Source organism: Pseudomonas sp. BP11-1-1 (assembly GCF_052112105.1).
Classification (GTDB): Bacteria; Pseudomonadota; Gammaproteobacteria; order Pseudomonadales; family Pseudomonadaceae; genus Aquipseudomonas; species Aquipseudomonas alvandae.
On the sequence record NZ_JAUTYU010000001.1, the window covers coordinates 553866 to 571438 of the forward strand.

At 57.8% G+C, this 17573-nt stretch carries 4 protein-coding genes; 2 read left to right on the forward strand and 2 right to left on the reverse strand.

Annotation, left to right across the window (positions count from 1 at the left end; translation table 11 throughout):
• Nucleotides 1-65: 65 nt before the first annotated feature.
• Both Q7C33_RS02425 and Q7C33_RS02430 read right to left on the reverse strand, forming a co-directional pair.
• Nucleotides 66-4598: a neuraminidase-like domain-containing protein gene (locus tag Q7C33_RS02425; protein WP_407682778.1), complete on the reverse strand. Its 4533-nt coding sequence runs from the start codon at nt 4596-4598 to the stop codon at nt 66-68.
• A 102-nt stretch (nt 4599-4700) separates the two neighbouring features.
• Nucleotides 4701-9617 (reverse strand): Tc toxin subunit A, encoded by a 4917-nt coding sequence (locus Q7C33_RS02430; protein ID WP_407682779.1) that lies wholly within the window; start codon nt 9615-9617, stop codon nt 4701-4703.
• A 561-nt stretch (nt 9618-10178) separates the two neighbouring features.
• On the opposite strand from Q7C33_RS02430, the gene Q7C33_RS02435 reads away from it, so the two are divergent.
• Nucleotides 10179-14507 (forward strand): SpvB/TcaC N-terminal domain-containing protein, encoded by a 4329-nt coding sequence (locus tag Q7C33_RS02435; RefSeq protein WP_407682780.1) that lies wholly within the window; start codon nt 10179-10181, stop codon nt 14505-14507.
• 24 nt (nt 14508-14531) lie between these two features.
• Nucleotides 14532-17267, forward strand: coding sequence for an RHS repeat domain-containing protein (locus Q7C33_RS02440; RefSeq protein WP_407682781.1), 2736 nt, complete (start codon nt 14532-14534; stop codon nt 17265-17267).
• Nucleotides 17268-17573 lie beyond the last annotated feature (306 nt).

Sequence of the window (17573 nt, forward strand, 5' to 3'; positions counted from 1 at the left end):
AGGTTGTGTTACGTCAGTTCGGTGACTACAGGCCAAGCTTGAACGAGGTTTATGGACGCCTCGTCCTACTGGCGAAACACCGTCTCTTTTAAAAGCTCTGTGATGGTCTCGGCAAAGTCTTTGCCACCATCGTGGGCGGTGTATTCCACTTCGACGATGATGTCGGTCAACGACTCCAGAATCTCTGTTTGCTTGTCGGAGTCGGGGTGTGGAAAGGCGATTTGCCACGAAGCGATCGCGCCGGTTCGTTCGAAGGACGCATAACGGTCTTCGTCGAAAGCGAAACGTGAGCCGATGCCGTCATCGTCCAGTCCGTCGGAAACGGCGATTTGCGGCTGGGCGCGCAGGTTATAGCGCACATAAGTGGTATCGGCGTCAGCATGCGCCGGATCATAGAGATGCTGGGCACCACCAGGATCGGGTTTGATCAGCAGCTTGCTGGAGAGTTGCGTGAGCGTCATGCACGCCGTCTCGTAGGGACCGAACAGCGCCGGCAGGGTGATCGACACGCGACGAATCTGGCGCAAATAATGGCCGGGATAATCGCTGTCGTAGCAGCGGCTATCAAGGGTGAAATCCAATTTCCCGGTAACCTTGAGCGTCTCGAATGTATCTGGCCAGGCATCCCCGAAATAGTCGCGCAACGATACCAACTTCCTTATCGTCAAGCGCCGTTCATAGCGATGTAAAAAAGCTGACTCCATGCGCAGCAGGCCCAGCGTCAGCGATTCACCAGCAGTAAAACCATGATGGCTGTCGACCCATGCACCGGGCAGGATGAAGTGGCTTTCATAATCGCCAATTTCGTACTGCCAGCAGGCCTGCGCCGACAAACACAGGGCGGTCACCGCATCGTAGGTCTGGAAATACAACGTGGCCATTTTGCTCTGCATCCAGCGGTAGAGCGATGCCCGGGAGGTGCGGGTCTGGGTGAGGAAGGTATACATCTCCTTGGCCTGTTCGATGGCCCGAGCTTGCTGATTGACCGAGACCGTCGATGCCTGGATCTGGATCCGCTGGGCTTGCACTTGCTTTTCCAGTGCCTCGTGTTCGGCAATCGCCGCCTCGTGCTGGAATGTCCACTCATCGCGCAGGCGCTGTTGCGAAGCGCGGCGATCATGGAGATTGGCCCCGTTCGATTCACTTTGACTGTAGGCATTCGTCGCTGCCGCAGCTGCAAGTGCCGGAGCACCTAAGTTCTGCCCCCCCCACGTCATCGGTCCATAAATATTAGGAATGACCCCTGCCATGGTCCCAACGCTACTAAGGCCCCCTGCGACAATAGCCGATACATTTGCGTGCTTTAGATTCTTGATTGCCTCGATTTCATCCTTTATCAAATCCTTCTCGATCAACCCCCCAAAGTAGGTTTTGCGTTGACCAATCATGGATTGGGATGCCTTGAGCGCATCAAGCGTGACTTGAGCATGGCGCAACAACTCGGTTTGCAGCTCACGACTGAAATTGCTCATCTCGATGAGGTGTTCTTGTTGCAGGGTTTCCTGGTCGCAGCGATCCGCCTGCTCCATATATTGCCGAAGCTGGTCACCAAACCGGCACAGGGTCTGCACCGCTTGCTGCGCGCGAGGCAAGATGGCCATGAAGCGATAAGGCGGAACGATCGGTGGCGTCAGGATGTCCCGCAGGTTGAAGCCACCACCGCCAGCCTGGGCCCGCATCAGGTCCTTGGGGTTGATGGGCGTGTCGTAAAGCGGCAAGTCGATGGGCTTGCCGTCGAGGGTCAGGTAATGTCGCAAGTTGTGCAATCGTGCCTTCAGGACGTCCCAGACATCCAGCAGGTCGCGATTGATCTCCGCGCGAAAATCCGGGTGATCCATCATGGGCGCCAACAAACCATGGCCGGACGTCGGCGGCAGATTGATCAGTGTATCGACCGACAACGATTGAATGAGCGCGTCGAAACACTCAAGGTTGCGCGCGCCTTCCAGTTCACCGAGGGACTTTGGTGTCCAATTCGATGCCCCGCGCACATCAGGCGCCGGTCCCATCATGCGCGCAGCCTTCAGATAGAGCATTTTGGCTTCGGTCAAACTGTCGCGTGTCAGTTGCCTGTAGAGCCAATCGCCCCATTCGATCAAGGTCTCGACATAATCGCGAAAAATCCGCTTACGGTAATGAATCGGGTTGCTGTAGGCGATGGCATCCGGATCGGCGGGCGATGCCACTTCGAAGCTGGGATCGCCCTCCATCAGCAATGGCCGCGAGCGCCAATAAGGGGTAGTTTCTGTACGTCCCGGATTGATCTTGGCGGACGGATCGAAGAGATAGTGCAACCATCCCAGCGCATCCTCGAAGCTCATTTCGCGGCGCAACTGTACGGCTACCAGATGCGGGAGATGGAAGAATATTTCCCAGAAATAACGCCCGTTCGCGCCATGAAAGTCTAAAAACTCCGGTTCATTCGAGCCCGGGCGCGGCGGCTCTTCGGTGTGCTGGCTGTCCCAAGAAAGCAGATTGCCAATGGAAAGCCCCGCCCGCTCCACCAGCTCGCGACCGAACGTGGTGTTCAAGCGGATAGATTCGACGGCGTTTTCTTCTCCAAATTCAGCACCAAAATCGAGAAACTGACTGGCCTGGCCTTGATCAGTCTCGGGCCCTAAGACAATTTGTGGCCCTGTGGGTGGCGGGGCCTTGAGTGTGATTTCGTACTCTTGATAGCCCCCGCTCCAAGTACCTTCTTTATATTCCCCCAACCCGACGGCAACGGTTTTCGGATTGCTATCCAACGCAATCCAGTTCAAGCGCAACGCGGCCCCATTGAATGTAAACGACCGAAGATCCCCCGCGGGCTCTTTGCCCTCACCTACCCAGATGGGCAGGGAGAGAGGACCTACTGATCCGGTTCCACGGTTTGAAAACCGGCCATTGATTATAAAATCCGAATTACTATTGCTGGTGACTCTCAACCAGGTTCCATGGTTGGCATATTGTTCATCTGACAGGTTTGCCATGTTCCGAAAGATACTTCTATAAGTACCATCGCTATTAAAAGCCGGTACAGCCAAGGAGACGACAGTGCGATCACCCCCGTACGTCGCGGTCGCCACACCATGCTCATCTAAAAATTCAACCTGTGCAGGCGCCGTGAAGTTACCCGAGGCAGCGTCCAAGAGTATGTAGTTGTAGGGGGCGGAGCGAACATCGCCGGAAGACCCAGTCATAGAAATATCGATAAAAGAATGCGGTTGCGTATTATTTTTTTGTACGCGCGTGCGGAAATGCGTTATTCGCTTCTCAGAAATACTATGCAAGCTACCCACTATTATCGAGAGAAAAGCGCCAGCGACGTTTATTGCGCGTAGGTAGAGGTAATTGGTATATCCCGCCTCCGTCTCGGGGTTCTTGACTTGAATGGATCCTATCCCCCAACCTTTGTAGTTCCTTTCTGCACCCAGCTGCGGTAGGCGTCGTTGGAGATAAGACGTTCCCGCCCCCTCCGGAAAATATTGCTCGAACAGCTCATCGATGTGCGCCTGCTCGGCTTGCACGAGGTCGATGCGGTTCAGCAACTCATCCCATGCGTAATAGCACCTGGTGCGCTCCCCATCGGCGGTTGACAGCTCCACGCCAAGCACCATCTGCGCCGCTTTTTTGGTAATCCCGCTATCACTCATGATTGCCAGAAGTTTATTGTTTCCTTCTGTCGCACCTGCGCGCCGCTGGCGCTGATCGGGCTGCGGGCTTTCGCGCTTGAGCATGACCGTGTCAACGATAAACGGCGGGCTCCAATTGCCACTGAGACTGCGATAGGAAAAATGAATATCAAACTGGTCCAACATGGGGGCTTCAGTCTGGGCCATATCATTGAAGGATGTCCTGTTCACCCAAAAGACATAAAGCCGACTCCCAAAAAAAATCAGGCGCACACTCACGGCATCGCCTATGGCGGCCTCGAGGGGCTCCCACTCACTCCAGGCACTGGGCGGAATCCGTGTCTGCCCCTCACTGCGAACGATACCGACCTTGCGCCAATAATATTTGTTATCGACTCGCTTGCGCCCGAGAAAATAATAATCTGCCCGATAAAGCGTCGAGTCGGACAGCACAAAAGGCCCATCGATGTAACCGTTGAGCACTTGAATATCAGCGACATCCTCGAATTTTTCGAGATAGGTGAGCACGGACGATTGCGCGCGCTCGGTATTAAGTCGCCCCTGGGCAAGATCCCCTTCCAGTTGTTCGTAAAACTGCGTCTTGATGATTCGCAGTTCCGGATCGATATAGTTTTCCGGATAACTTTGCAGTTTCTCCGCACCCGCCCAAATCGCATAACGGCTTTCCCACTGACGCCAGGTTTCCACTTCCCGCTCATCGAACTGTTGTCCGAAACCCGGCTCGTCGCCGGAATAAATGCCGTGGATATAGCGCTGCAAGCTGGCGATCATCTCGCCCACGGCGGAGGTTTTCGGCGCCGTGTCGACATGGTGGTCGAACAGGTGATAGGCGTCGAGGTCATCGGCCGCGGCCAGCACATGGGTATCGCCGTCCCGGGCCGCCACGGCGCCCAAGTAACATTCAAGAAGTGCCTTCTGGCGCCGCTTGTTCAAGGCTTCAAGTTTCGTCGTAAGATCCTTCATGACCGCGCCTCTGGGATTTCATACCTGATGGCTGGTTCGCTGCTCCGATCCTGGGATCACCGCAGGGAGCGTCGATGTGCGTGTGAATGGGTAAGGGCCCGTTCAGGATCCCGGTCGGCGGGATGCCTGGCCATCCCATTGGATTTTCGTGCGCAGGATCCGGCTATAACGGGTGCCTTGCAGCGCCGCCCCGATCGAAAAGACCGCCCTGGGATCGGGCAGTTGTCGGCAGTCGATTTGCCAAGTCAAGCTGCCCCCCCCGGGAAGCTGGCGCATCTGCAAGAAGCTCGGGATCGCCACCAACCCTTGGCCGACCGGATTGACCCCACTCCAGGTCAGGGCGATCTTGCGATCTGTCCTATCACTGGCGTCGGACGTATCCACCAGGGTCAGGGTGTAGCGCTGGCCGACGACGAAGGTCAGCGAATCCGACTCGGCTTCGGTCGCCTTCTGATCGACCCGCGTCAAGGTGAATTGCCAATTCGGCTCGGCAAGGACTTTTATCGTGAAGCTGACCACCCGCCCCTCAAGTCCATCGAGTGTTGCCGTGAGCGCATATTCGCCAGCTCGATCGATCGGCACGGAAAAAACCGTCATACCTTCGGAATCGGTCCGCGTCTCTTTCGGTCCATCGGCATCATCCATCATCCATTGCACGGGATACTCGCCAACCCCCTCAAACCCCGCCGGCTCGACCTCGGCTTCCACCCGCACCCGCATATGCACCACCTCACCCGCCTGGGCAATCACCAGCACGTTGGCGGGGGACGCCGCGGCAAGCCTGGGCACGGGGAGAATGACCATGGCTTGTTCGAACGAGTCCTCTCGGTCGTCCTGTCTGCTCGGAGGCAAGAGGCTTGCGCGAACGGTCATGGCGCCTTCCTTGAGCTCCGACGCGGGCAGCTCGAAAACTGCGTATCCATCAGAGTCTGAAACAGCCACTTCCTGCGGTGTGTACTCTGACCCATCAGCGAATTGCACGTGCCAGTCGATTTGTGCTTCCGACTTGCCCGCTCCGCTCAGCGAGAGAACGCGGCAGGCGATTGTTACGTCCTGGCCGAGCACATTCGGCCCCTTGAAGCGCAACCTGTAGAAATTCTTATCGATATAGGCCGCATCGATGAAGCGAAACGTGGCAAAACCTTGGAGGGTCAGCCCCGCACCGAGGGTGGCCTGGACCTTCGTTATCCCCTCCTCGTTGCTGAACAGCTGGGCGCGGGCGATACCGCTTGCATCGGCAATCGTCGTATCCTTCTTGAACTGACCGGCGCCTTCGACAACGTTCCAACGTACACGCCGATTACGTCCGCGGTTGCCAAAACCGTCGTACACCGTGGCGGACAATTCGAAGGACTCACGGCGACCGGCGAGTTTTGGCGCGCCGCCCACTTCGGGCCTAGGCTGGCGCAAGCCTAGCGTTTCCTCGTCGCAGTCGATTGTCACCGTAGGCATTGCAATACGTTGGTCGAGTCCGATGATCGCAAAAACCGTTGCAATGCCCATCTCCGAAGCTGACGTCAATGTGACATTCACTACCCCATCGATATCGGTGTGGGATATATCCGAGTCCAAGACGCCTGGGCCTGTCAGCGCCCAACGCACCCGAATGTTGACCAGCGGTTTTCCACTCAAGTCCCGCACCAGCAGGCGATACCTTGCCTGTGCTTTTACCGGCGCTAACTCCAGCGCGTTGGCCACCAGGCGCGTCCGGTCGACCGACGTCTCGCTCGTTGTCGCCTGGCCAACCTCGGGGGCGTTGCCGGAACCGCCCAATTGAAGCCGACCGGCGTAGAGGCTACCGAGCGCGTATTGCACGGCGTTGCGATAATCTTCGGTATTGGCGGACACCGGCAATCCGCCAAGTTCATGCAGGGCCAGAATGCTTAGCTCGCTCGTGCGGGCCATCTCCAGCACGCGGATCAAACCATTGAACTGACTCAGCTGTGTAAGCACTCCCGACGGTGCAATGAAACGTACCGCTTCAAGCACCTCGCGCGCGCTGAGGCCCAGCATCTCCGCGACCTTGACGGCGGCCGCATCCTGCATCAGCCGCGCGTAATCCTCACTCTCGATGAACAGATCAGGGTCAAACGCCTGTGGATCGTTGACCAAGGACAAGTAATCCATCAATGCCGAAGGGGACGCCTGCATACGAGATGCGACATCACGGTAGGTTTGAAGGTGGTACAGCGTGGCGAGCGTGATCGCCCCGCTGTCATCCAAGCCTGGCCGAAATCCAAATAAGTCGGGCGCATCAGTCCAACCTTCCACCTGCCGCTTGTTTGCCGCATGACGACTCAGGAACTCGCCATCCAATTCGAACTGACGGGCGATATCAGCCAAACGACGCAAGCTCCCCAGTTTCTGGAGCATAACGTCAACATTGCTCCAGTTTTCCAGGTCGTCTTCCTCGCCCATGAAGGCGGCGTCCTTGGGCAAGACGGCGGCGCGCAAACGTCGTGCCACCGGATCGGAGCGGCTCAACCGCTGCAAGGCCATCGCGAGCAAGGACGCCGCGGGGGTTACCACGCCATCCGTCTCCCACACCCAGCGCAAAATGTCGTAAACGCTCTGGTCGGCCCAATCCATAAGAGGCAGCACGAGATCGGACGATATCGCCAGGTAAGTGGCTAGATGCTCTTCGACCAGAGCGCGCTGCGACGCCCGCATCCGCAGGATGACCGCCGTCACGGACTCCACCACCATATTTTTCAGGGTGTCCGCCTCACCTCGGTCCTCCCGGATCAAATCCTCGTTTGAGGCGAGCCTTTCCACCACATCGGCCACAATATTGCGAATGCTGAGCGCATAGTCCGTATCCGAGCCCGAGACGCCGTCAAGTACAATGCCCTGTGCATCGACAACGTCCGTAAGTGCTGAAACCCAGTCGATGCCAACCTTGGTGTCCATGTTATCCAGCGTTGGCGGAACACCGGCTTGCCTCAGGACCTCATTGGTAATACGCAGGCCTTCCAAGCTCGTATGCAAGCTGACGACCAATTGCCGCTCGCTATCACTGGCCACGGGGACGGTTGTATTTGAGCGCAGCGCTTGGACAAGCCAGGCCAGATCGATGCCTTTGTCCCGGCACCAACGCACGCATTCGACAACAGCCATCAACGCGGCGGTAAAATCCGTCGCGCCCAGCGAAGGCAGTGCATCGATCGATGGTACGCCAGCAATCTGCTTCAGGATCGGCCCGGTCTGGCCGAGCGTCTGGACGAGCCCGATCAAGACCGTCGGAGGAACTTGCAGGTACCGAGCGATGCTGGCAATACGATAAAAAGAAGACAAAATTTCCAGATTACGGGTGAGTTGCGGCGGGTCGTAGGCACTGGCGATAACCCGAGCCATGTAAGTGTACTCGGACGTATCCAAGCCAAGGCTGGCACAAATCGCCTGGACGGTTTCCCGCCCGCGTTCATCCATGTTGTCTTCTACCCGCGCGCTGAACGGCGAATTGTCGAGAATCAAGGGCCTCCCCAAAAGCCCGTGATTGACGAAGATACGGTCGTACTGGGGAAGCATTTCTCCGGCGCCAAAAATCGATACTTTGTCGAGCCAAGCGGCAAAATCCTCGGCAGTCACGCCATAACGCGTGCGCATCTCACAAAAAATCCCAAGCACCTTCAAGGTATTGCGGGTGATTTGTGGCGTTCCGGGTTTCTTCTCGGCGCGATGGGCCGCGACGATCAGTTGATCCATCTCTCGAAAAGAGGTGCCAAGCCATCGGCTGAGCCGCATAAGCCGGTGGATCCGATCCGCGTGGTCATTCGTCAGGTTCTCAAGCTGAACCGGTGGATTGACTGGGACAGGTTCCATGTCCTCTTGCAGAGGGGGGCGCCGCGTTTCATCCGTTGTCCGCAGCTCAATGGCAGGGGACATTGCACCATTGATGTAGACCGCTCCAAAATCCTGTGGACCGGGCTCCTGCTGGGAAACGGTCGATGGCGACACATGCGGGGACAGCATCGGCGCCTGTTCCCCCACCGCGAACAATCCTGGCAGCGCTTCGCGCGTCGCCCCAGTGCGCGTGCAAAATTCCGCACTGTCTTCCAAAGATGACTTGGAATAAACCCGATAGGTCGTCCAGTAAAAGTCCGCTATTTGCGCTTCGTTTGTTGGTTGGGCGCCGTTGAATCGCGCCTCCAGGAGAAGTTCCCGACGCGCCGGGCCGATCGGCAGGCTCAGGAGAAACGTATCGTCGCCGCGGTCGGTCTGCATGCTGGGCAAGGCAAAGTAATGAAAATCCGGATCGGTGGCTCGCGCCAGTTCACCAAAAGCTGAAACCGACTGGTCAAAAAGCGACAAGATCACTTCAAGCTGCTCGACCCAATGCTCGTACGGCATGCTAAGCGGATAACGTGCGCTCGCAAGTAGCCTATCCGCCTCAACGGCATCGGGGTCCGATGATCGCCCAGCGTTGAGCAGCGATGCTTCCAAGATCTTCGTCGACAGCGACAGCACCGAACACTCCCGTGTCATCGCCGCCGAATCAAGCAGCTGGGCGGCGATATCCGGCCGCCGAACCTCTAGACGGTACCGTTTATCCTCGCCTCCCGCTTGTTCCAGCGAGAGCGCTTTTTTGTACAGACTGACCAGATAAGCGACTGGCGAGGTTCGTGCTTCGATGGCGTTCGGGCGGGCCATGTTTGACCAGTCCTCATCGAACTCCATGTCATAGCGCGCCCCATCCGTGAGCGACGCAAAACCCCGTTGCACATCGTAAGTCAGGCTATCGGCTCCACGAAGCTCGCGCTCGCGGTATTGACGCACAATCCATATTGCCGCGCTCATCGCACGCTCGTGCAACTCTTGCGCCGGCCCGCTACGCAGCCCCTGGGCAAGCCACCGCTCAGGGCGCCCGCGCGCAAGTTCAAGAATAGAACCTGCCTGCGCGACTATGGCATTGATGGTTTCGCTTCCTGCCGGATTCAATAACGCAGCCATGGTGGTCGTCAGCGGCACCCGGGACGGTGAGGGATCAGGATTCGAAGGCAAGAGACGGTCGGATGGCATCAATTTCTCCAAGGATTTTGGGGCGCCCTACGGGCATCGCTTCCAATAAATCCGGGGCACGTATCATTTCGGTATGTGGGGTAATCAAACTCCAGACTTTGCGGAATGGCTACTGTCAAGTCTTACAGGTCGCAGCGGACTTTAGATAAGCGGTTGAAGTGGATCTGTTCATCGCCAGGCCTGCGAGATCCTGACTGGGGCCGGCTTGGAATTGCCGGAGAGCCTCGTTCTTCAGCGGCAGGCTGCTCAGATTCATTCGAACCAAAACGTCGCCACCATCATCAAATATGTGATTGACACTCCGTCGGTTGGCAAAACCGCGATCAGCGATCAAAACATGACCTTCCTGCACAGAGCACAAAGTCAACGACTCGCCGGTTTTGGACGGAGTTATTTACACCAGCCTGGTGCCTACCCACGCTTCGCCCTATGCAAAACGAAATAACCTCCGTCGCCGTTTTCTTATTCCATTAACAACTAGGCAACTGTCAACCCTGACAGTAGATAGGCGCGCCGGTTCGCGTCAAATTGGGCACCTGCACACCCGCTTGGAGCCCGGCGATGGACCAGCAGGAAAGTTTGAGCATCACGCCACCTTCCCTGCCCAAGGGCGGCGGTGCCATTCAGAGCATCGGTAAAGGCTGGGGCGGGGTCGGTGCCACCGGCAAGGCATCGTTCGACCTGCCCCTGCCGATTTCCCCTGGGCGCGGTTACGCCCCTGCCCTGCAACTCGGTTACGGCAGTAGCGTCGGTAACAGCCTGTTCGGGCTTGGTTGGGTGTTGTCATTAGGCTGCGTGGCGCGACGAACCAGCAAGGGCGTTCCAGATTACACCGACGATGATGTCATGCTGGGCCCCGACGGCACGGTCTGGATGCCGGAGCGCAATGACGGCGGGCAAATCATCCGCACGACGGTGCGCAGCTACCGAGGCCTGGCCCTGGGCATCGACTATCAGGTCGCACGTTATTTTCCGCGTATCGAAGGTGCGTTTGAGCGCATCGAACATTGGCGCTCAGCGGATGATTACCCGGGGTTCTGGCTGATCCACGGGGCAGACGGCAGCTTGCAGCTGTACGGTTTCAACCCTTCGTCACGCAGCACGGACGTCGAAGACGCCCTACGCGTCGGCGAATGGCTGTTGGAAGAAACCATGAACGCCCATGGCGAACATATCCTTTACGAGTATGCCCCCGAAGACCATGCCGGCATGCCCGCCGATACGCCGCGCGACTTCCGCGCCCAGTGCTATCTGAGCCGAGTGCGCTATGGCAATGCCGAGGCGAATGCCCACCTCTTTCATTGGGCGTCAGAACAGTTGGCTCAGGCGCAATGGCACTTCGACCTGATCTTCGATTACGGCGAGCGCAGCACCGGACTCGAGGAAATACCCACCTATGAGCCAATCCATGCGTGGCCGGTGCGCGACGATCCTTTCGCGACCTACGGCTATGGCTTCCTGCTGGGTAACCTGCGGCTGTGTCGGCAGGTGCTGATGTTCCACAATTTTGCGGAACTGGACAGCGATCCGCTGTTGGTGCAACGCCTGCTGTTCGACTATCAGGCCACCGAGCTGGGCTACAACTTGCTATCCGCCGCGCATCAACAAGGCTATGACGAACAAGGGCAAATCGAATCGCGGCCGCCAGTGGCGTTCAACTATTCGTCGTTTGAAACCGACGACGCCCAGTATCAACAGTTCGAGGCCATGCCTGGCCTCAACGACGGCCAGCAATACCAGTTGGTCGACCTGTATGGCGAGGGTGTCCCAGGCGTGCTTTATCGCAGTGACAAGGCCTGGTACTACCGCGAGCCGCTCCGGGCCCAACCGGCGCGAACGACCGATGAGGTGGTCTACGACGAGTGGCAACGACTGGATGCGATCCCCGTGATGGACAGCCGCAAACCGGTTCGCCAGTCATTGATGGACCTCACCGGCGATGGCCGTCTGGATTGGGTCCTGGCGCAACCCGGTGTGAGCGGCTTTTTTACCCTCAACCCGGATCGCAGCTGGTCGAATTTCGTTACCTCTGCGGCCTTTCCCCGAGAGTTCTTTCATCCTCAAAGTCAACTGGCCGACCTGGTGGGCGGCGGCTTGTCCGACCTGGCGCTGATCGGGCCACGCAGCGTGCGGGTGTATGCCAATCGCCGCGAAGGCCGTTTCGCCAAGGGCCTGGATGTGCCGCATCGCATCGAAGCCGCACCTAAGGATCGCCTGCCATTATTGAGCCAGGCACAGACCGAACTGGTGGCGTTCAGCGACGTATTGGGCACAGGTCAGCAGCATCTGGTGCGCATTCGCCATAACGAAATCGTCTGCTGGCCCAACCTCGGTCATGGCCGGTTCGCCCCAGGTTTTCACCTTGGCACCCTGTCCTATACTTACAAGTCTTTCGACGCCTCGCGAATCTTGCTTGCCGACCTGGACGGTTCCGGCGCCGCTGACCTGATCTACCTCACCAGCGAACATGCCGAAATCTACATGAACCGAACTGGCATGGGTTTTGAAGCCAGCCCACGGATTTTGCCCTGGCCGACGGGCGTATGTTATGACCGTTTGTGCCAGGTGAGCGCCGCCGACCTGCAAGGGCTGGGTTGTTCGAGCTTGGTGCTGACCGTTCCACACATGAAGCCACGGCACTGGCGCTGCGATTTTGTCGAGGCCAAGCCGTATCTGTTACACCAAACCAATAACAATATGGGCGCGGTTGGGGAAGTTTTTTACCGCAGCTCGGCCCAGGAGTGGCTGGATGAGAAACAGGAACGACGGGCGGCGGACGCGGAAATTGCCAGCTATGTACCGTTTCCGATGCCGCTGGTCTCGCGGCAAACCCAACAGGATGAAATCACCGGCAACCTGTTGACCCAACGTTTCGGGTATCGCCAAGGCTTTTATGATGGCCAGGAGCGTGAGTTTCGTGGCTTTGGCCTGGTGCTGCAAACTGACAGCGAAGCCACCGGAGACGAACAGCGACAGGCCGGTTTTACCGCGCCGGTGCTGCGCAAGAATTGGTTCCATACCGGGCGGGCGCCGGATCTGCCAGGCTCGGACTATGACCAATCAGACCGCGAGGCCAAGCCCCTGGGCTCGGCGCTGCTGTTGGCACCGCAGGACGGCGAGCCGGACGAAATCATCAGCCACGCTGACGACGACACCTGGCACGACATGGCTTACGCGATGGCCGGCACGCCGCTGCGGGTCGAGGTGTTTGACCCAGCGCAGCCCCGTCCCTACTCGGTACAGCAATCGCGCCTGGCCGTGCGTTTATGGGAAAGACGCGGCGATTACCAACCCTATTGCCGAATGCAACCACTGGAACTGGAATCGATTGCCTACACCTACGAGCGCCTGCCGGACGACCCGCTGTGCCAACATCACATCAGCCTGGCCTGGGATCGCTATGGCGGGCTAACCCATGAGGTAACGGTCAACTATGCCCGGCGCAAGGGCATCGACGATGAGCCACCCTTCGACGCCCCCCATGAACAAACCTGGTGGCGCGCCTCCCATGACGACGCGCAGCGTCACTACTACCTGAGCGAAAACCGCGCCCAATACATTCATCTCGACGACGATCCGCAAGCCTGGCGCCTGGGTTTACCGTATCTGTCCCGAGGTAATGCGCTGGTGTTGCCGAAGGCGATGCTGGGGCCGGAGGATATCTCCCATGAGGCGATGTTCGATCGTCTCAATGCACCGCCCGGCGAACATTTCCAGCGGGAACTGGCGCACCTGTCCGAACAACGGTACCAAGAGGGAGGCCAGACCCTGCCGCCGGGAGAAGCCAGCCTCGAAGCGTTGGCCGACTATGTTGAGTCCGCCGAATTGGATGCAACGGCGTTGCAGGCCTATGCGTCGGTGCTCAGTCCCGAGGAACTGGATGCCAGGCTACCCGAACTGGGCTATCACCCCATGGCCGCCCTCCTGCCGGCAGAACCCGCCAGGGTGTTGTGGTCCGTTCGCAAGGGCTTCATGACCTATGCCGGGCTGGAGGGTTTCTATCGCGTCATCAGTAGCCGCCCCACCCAAAGCCAGGGGGCGACGGACATCGGTTTCGATCCCTACTACTGTCTGCCGGTCAATGTCACAACGGCCGACGGCTGCAGCACTCGCGTGGTCGACACGGATTATCGGTTCCTGCTGCCCCGTCGCATCATCGACCCGAACCAGAACATTCAAGAAGCCCGCTATGACGGCTTTGGCGAATTGTCAGTCAGCAGTTTCCACGGGACCGAGCGCGGCGAGGACCTAGGTTTCGCCCCCCTGGACGAGCACCTACCCTTCACCCGCTCCCCCGCTGAAGCCATTGCCGACCCGGAGGCCGCCTTGCAAGGCGCCGCCAGCGCCTGCTTTCGCGACCCCTTCAGTTGGATGCGCGATCGTGAACCGGTCCATGCGGCTACCCTGCAAGCCGACCGCTACCCGCAGCCCCCGGACAATCCCGAGCGCAAGATCCGTATCGCCGTGCAATGCTGGGACGGCTTTGGCCGCGTCCTGCAAAGCAAGCAAAAGGTCGAGCCGGGAAACGCCTACCAAATCGCCGACGACGGCACCCTCGTGCTGGACGGCGACCAGCCCGTCACCGCGCCGGCCATCGAGCGCTGGCGAGTCAGTGAACGGGTCGAGTACAACAACAAGGGCCTGGCGGTGCGGGTCTACCGGCCTTACTTCGCCGATGGCCATCGCTACATCAAGGACGAATCGTTCCGCCGTTTCGGGCATTGCGACCAGCAATTCTACGATCCGCTCGGGCGGCCTACGTTGACCGTCACGGCCATGGGGTATTGGCGGCGTCAGCGGTATCTGGGGTGGTATGGGATTGAGGAGGATGAAAACGATACGTCGGAAGAATCTTCATTGGGGGATCCGCCGAGTCTATTAGCTTCCTAGTTGAAGGTTAAAAGAGGTTTCAGCATGTCGAGGTTTACCGCCAGCATTCACGTCCACACACCTACCTTGGCCGTAGTGGATCCTCGCGGGCTCGATGTACGTTCAGTTGCTTACTACCGCTCCATCGAAACGGCGGCCCCCGAAGAACGAATCAACCGCAGCGCCCACGACGCAATTGGCCGCCTGGTCAAACAGTGGGATCCCAGGCTGTGGGCGCTCAGTTCGGAAGATACGCCTGCCAATTTGGTGAGTCAGTACTCATTGTCCGGCAAAGTGCTGGGTTCGCTCAGCGTCGATGCGGGTGAGCGGATCAGCCTGTTCGGCGATGGCGATCAGCTTGTTCAAAGCTGGGATAGCCGCGAGACTCAGCGACGGATTGACTATGACAACCTGCTACGCCCGCTGGCTGTTTTCGAACAGGGCAAAAACGAAACCGCTCGCTGCGCCGAGCGTTATGAATACGCCGATGACGGTGCCGGTTTCGCCGCCCACAACCAATGCGGGCAATTGATCCGACACGACGATCCGGCAGGCAGCCAGACCTTGGACGAATACGCCCTGACGGGTGGCGTCCTCGAGCAAACCCAGCGATTCCTGCAAGCGCTGGAACAACCGGATTGGCCGCTGCTTGTGCCAGATCGCGATGCACTCTTGGAACCCATGGCGCAAGTCGCAACCAGCGCAACACGCTTCAACCCGCTGGGCGATGTGCTGGAGCAGACTGATGCCAAGGGCAATCGGCAGCTGTTCGACTACACCGTCGATGGCCAGTTGTTCGCCAGCCACCTGCAACTGAGCAGTCGAACCACGCCTCAGACGCTGGTCAGTGATATTGCCTACAACGCCTACGGCCAGGTCGAACAGGAAACCGCCGGTAACGGTGTGGTCAGCACAATGAATTACCGGGACGAGGACGGACGCCTTCTTCAGTTGCGCGCCGCGCGCGAGGCCGGCGAACCGCTGCAGGATCTTCACTACGACTACGATCCAGTGGGCAATGTACTGAGCATCGAAGACGCTGCCCTGCCGATTCGCTATTTCGCCAACCAGCGGGTTGAACCGATCAACTGCTATGACTACGACAGCCTCTATCAGTTGAGCAAGGCCACCGGCTGGGAGGCTGGAGCCGCCAGTCGCGGACCACAATTCAACCGCTTCGACGATCCGGGCGCCGTCGCCAACTATGAGCAAACCTATCACTACGACGCGGGCGGCAACTTGCTGGAGCTGGTCCATGTCGGCCCGCAAAGCCACAGCCGCAAACTGACGGCGGCGCGTTATAGCAACCGCTGCCTGCCTGAGCGCAACGGCCAGCCACCGCCCGAAGCGGAAATCGCCGCCGCGTTTGATGGCAACGGCAACCTGCTGGACCTGCAACCGGGACAAACGATGACTTGGGACCTGCGCAATCAGTTGCGTGAGGTGCGGCCGGTTGAACGGGAAAATGCTGATGATGATCGGGAACTGTATCTGTACGGTGGCGATGGAATGCGACGGCGCAAAATCCGCACGACCCAAACCAATGCCCGTTCGCTGATTTCCGAAGTTCGTTATCTGCCAGGCCTGGAAATCCGTACCCATGAAGGCACGGGCGAAGTGTTGCACGTGATCTGCGCGCAGGCCGGACGCAGTGCCATGCAGGTGCTGCATTGGGAAACGGCTTCGCCTGACGACATCACCAACGACCAATATCGTTACAGCCTGACCGACCATTTGGGCTCCAGCAGTTTGGAACTCGATAGCGATGCCCAAGTGATCAGCCGCGAAACGTATCATCCGTATGGCGGTACGGCCTGGTTTGCCGGGCGCAGTGAAGTGGAAGCGAGTTACAAGACGGTGCGTTACTCAGGGAAAGAGCGGGATGCGACGGGGCTTTATTATTATGGGTTCAGGTATTACGTGACGTGGTTGCAGCGGTGGGTTAATCCGGATCCCAGCGGAACCTTGGATGGCTTGAATTTGTATCTCATGGTCAAGAACTGCCCCATTGTATTGCGCGATATCGCAGGCTTGGCACCTGTCTTGGCGGACGGCTCAGAGCTCAACTCGGCGATTGCGAACGAAACGCCTGCATTGCGCATCGAGAATAACAAACCGACCTCTTTCATTTCGTATGTGGTCGATGATCTGGGCAGTCGTTTAGCCAAGGTGGATAAAGAATCGCAAGGCAGGGCGGAACGTATCGCCGAACAGTTCAATCATAAAATCGTCCTAGGGTTCATTGCCAAAACGACCCCAAAAGTGACCGACCTGCAGGAACCGAGCAAATACTTCAATGTGTTCAATAAGCATGAATGGGAGTTCAAGCAAAACTTTAAATACGCCGATTCCGGCAAAATTTTCGCGAATGATGTGGCTCGACACCAATATCGGCTTGTTGCTGAAAAAAATAATTTTTTTGGCCATTTACCCAGTACGATCAGACGATCGAAAGTGATAAATGCCGAAACGCTAAACAAAACAAAGTCGCTGGAGAGCGGCTCTGCTGAGTTATTCAATGCCTTTTGGAGTACACCAAATGGCAAAACAACACAGAGAGTCATGGAAGATTTTGGTTTGAAAGCCTTGGCGGTCAGGAAAGAGACGAACGGAAAGTACACCGACTTTATCGTGGATGTCGAACCGATTGGAGCCTACCGCAAAGTTGAGTCCTGCACCGCCGTTCCAATCACCAACGCAAATCTTGAAGCCCCCGCTGCCGCAAGACCGATATCACCAAGATTCTTGGCACGCTTTCGAGCTCGAACAATGGCGGCGTGAGGGCATTAGAAACCTTCCGCTCCCAGCCCGGTCGAGCCGAGCCGAGCCGGAGCAAGCTCTCATGGAACAAATTACAACCTACTGATTTTTAACAAGTAGATTTTTCCGCTAGAAACAGTTTGGCCATTTGCCTCAGTTGATCGAGCTCCCTTGTGGCGAAGGGACTTATCCCATAAGCGCTAACCAAATTCCAAAATAGTAAACTGATCGTCAATGAAAGAGCTGCAAGGAAAGCAAGCGTGACACCAGGACTAGATAAAGTGTCTAGTCCTGAAATCGGTTTACACCTTTTTCACCTACAGCCCA

Bases quoted from the DNA above. Each gene is read 5' to 3' on its own strand.
- Q7C33_RS02425 (WP_407682778.1), bottom strand. From the start codon at position 4,598: ATGAAGGATCTTACGACGAAACTTGAAGCCTTGAACAAGCGGCGCCAG.
- Q7C33_RS02430 (WP_407682779.1), bottom strand. From the start codon at position 9,617: ATGCCATCCGACCGTCTCTTGCCTTCGAATCCTGATCCCTCACCGTCC.
- Q7C33_RS02435 (WP_407682780.1), top strand. From the start codon at position 10,179: ATGGACCAGCAGGAAAGTTTGAGCATCACGCCACCTTCCCTGCCCAAG.
- Q7C33_RS02440 (WP_407682781.1), top strand. From the start codon at position 14,532: ATGTCGAGGTTTACCGCCAGCATTCACGTCCACACACCTACCTTGGCC.